This is a genomic window from Petrocella sp., assembly GCF_059865615.1.
In genome coordinates, this window is record NZ_JCBCDA010000162.1 from 1 (window position 1) to 1,994 (window position 1,994).

Genomic DNA, 1,994 nt, shown 5'->3' on the forward strand with positions numbered 1-1,994 from the left:
ACAATCAAGAAAGTTAGCGATAAGTATAGGAACCAAGAAGGTTTCTGATATTACAGGGAATAATTTGACAAAATAATATAAAGGTACTGATGATTGTTGCCTGACCTAAAAGGTTGTAAGAAGTCAATGAATAAGGAGATCAAACAAATGAAATATATCAATAAATTGGACACATATTTAAGAAGCCTTCCAACCGCTAAGTTTATACTAGTAATGACATTGATTTCTTATATAGTGAGTTATATTTTGTATATTTTATTAGTATTATTGATGAAGGTAGACATGGGTAGGCCTGAGTTCGAAGAAATCCCTATAGTTTTATTATTTCTATTTGTCGCTATAATAGCACCGATTGTTGAAACGTTTATATTTCAATACTTAATAATTAGAATACTAAAAAAAATTAATTTCTTTAAGAATCGAATGGTTTTAGTGATGTTTATTTCAGCAGTAGTTTTTGGTGCATCCCATACATATAGTATCTTTTATATGTTTATGACTTTTATTTCTGGCTTATTACTAGCGTATGCTTTTATAGTATATGAAGATAAGAAGGCATCTGCATTTTGGGTAACAATGGGTATTCATAGTTTTAAAAATAGCATAACTTGGACTATAATAACTATAGAATTATTGTATCAACAATTATTTTTGGGTTAAAAGGATGCTTGATTATATGCTTATTACTTATATGTATGCTAAAAACTAAGGAGTGTAACAAGAAAACAATAGTGGTTATAAATCCTAATTTTATAATAATATTTGTGGCTATTCCCAAAGCAAAACAAGTGTTAATCTTTTTATGGGAGAGAAGATTTGTAAGTTAGGATTATAATAAATAAATCAAATGATAATATAGGAAGGAAGTTAGAATGGAATTAGTAATTAAAAAAGATGAATTTAGTGAGTTGACAGAATTACAAGCACAAGAAATTGAGGGAGGAGCACTTGGGAAAGCTATTCTTGTATGGGTTGGAGGTAATTTGGCATGGGAAGGGATCAAAATGGGAGGTAAAGCTATTTTGAACGCGCCTAATAAAGCACCAAATCAAAATCCTTACTTTATAGAAAATTATAGAAGATAAAAGGTAAATAATAGAAGGCTACATAACCGTAGCTTTCTATTATCAAAAAAGATACAACAAATAGATGAAACTTAATAGTATTATTACTAACTGAATGAAAGGGAATAAATGGAAAACATGGAAAACATTAAAAAAAATGATATGGACAGAAAATTTGAGTTGTATAGGATCTTTTTAATAGTTATAGTAATTGATATCATATATAGAATTATGTACACAAATGTTACAAAATATCAGCTGATAGGCTCGATTATATTTTTCATCGTACCATTTTTATTATGGTATATAGAAAAAAAGAGTAATTTAAAACAATATAATGATTTGAAAAGAGAAGAAATAATAAATAAAAGCGCCGCTGCTATTATTTTTCCTTCTTACACCTATGCCGGATATATGGTGAAAAATAATAAGCTTATTAGTCTGGAAGTTTTTATAATAGGAATTATATTAGGCTTGGCTGGATATTTATTGTTTAATAAAGCATTAGCACTTTTGGTTAAAAAGAAGTTATAAATACTTTTAAAGGATAAAGGAAAAGATTGTGAAAAAAGCATTTATTAATGGTCTAATAATACTGATTTTCATTATTATTGCTGAATTGGTGATGTATAATACTATTTTCATGAAAAGTATTGTATTAGCAATTTCCTTAGGTGTGGTAGGTTTTCTGATTAATACTTTTAGCATGAAATAGTATCAGAATATTGACTTTGCTGTACCAACATAACCATTTATGGAGTGTTATTCTTATATAAAGCCAATAGATTAATGTACGACCTTAACAAGTTACTCTAGAAAATTAGAACGGTGAGCTGATGAAAAAATACAATGTAATCAAACAACATGACATAACAGATTGCGGTGCTGCCTGCATTGCAACCATATCAAAACAACATGGCCTAAAAATAC

At 28.2% G+C, this 1,994-nt stretch carries 5 protein-coding genes; all 5 read left to right on the top strand.

Annotated elements, in window-relative coordinates:
- Positions 1–147 precede the first annotated feature (147 nt).
- Positions 148–660: a CPBP family glutamic-type intramembrane protease gene (locus AC6F8J_RS14975; RefSeq protein WP_500724425.1), complete on the top strand. Its 513-nt coding sequence runs from the start codon at positions 148–150 to the stop codon at positions 658–660.
- 212 nt (positions 661–872) lie between these two features.
- On the top strand, positions 873–1,085 hold the full coding sequence (locus tag AC6F8J_RS14980) for a hypothetical protein (protein WP_500724426.1): 213 nt from the start codon (positions 873–875) through the stop codon (positions 1,083–1,085).
- A gap of 117 nt (positions 1,086–1,202) precedes the next feature.
- Positions 1,203–1,598, top strand: a complete 396-nt coding sequence (locus AC6F8J_RS14985) for a hypothetical protein (protein WP_500724427.1) — start codon at positions 1,203–1,205, stop codon at positions 1,596–1,598.
- Positions 1,599–1,626: 28 nt separating this feature from the next.
- Positions 1,627–1,779 carry a hypothetical protein gene (locus AC6F8J_RS14990; protein WP_500724428.1) on the top strand — a complete coding sequence of 51 codons (153 nt, stop codon included), beginning with the start codon at positions 1,627–1,629 and terminating at the stop codon, positions 1,777–1,779.
- Positions 1,780–1,900: 121 nt separating this feature from the next.
- Positions 1,901–1,994, top strand: a 94-nt coding sequence (locus AC6F8J_RS14995; RefSeq protein WP_500724429.1) for a cysteine peptidase family C39 domain-containing protein, incomplete at its 3' end; no start/stop codon positions are given.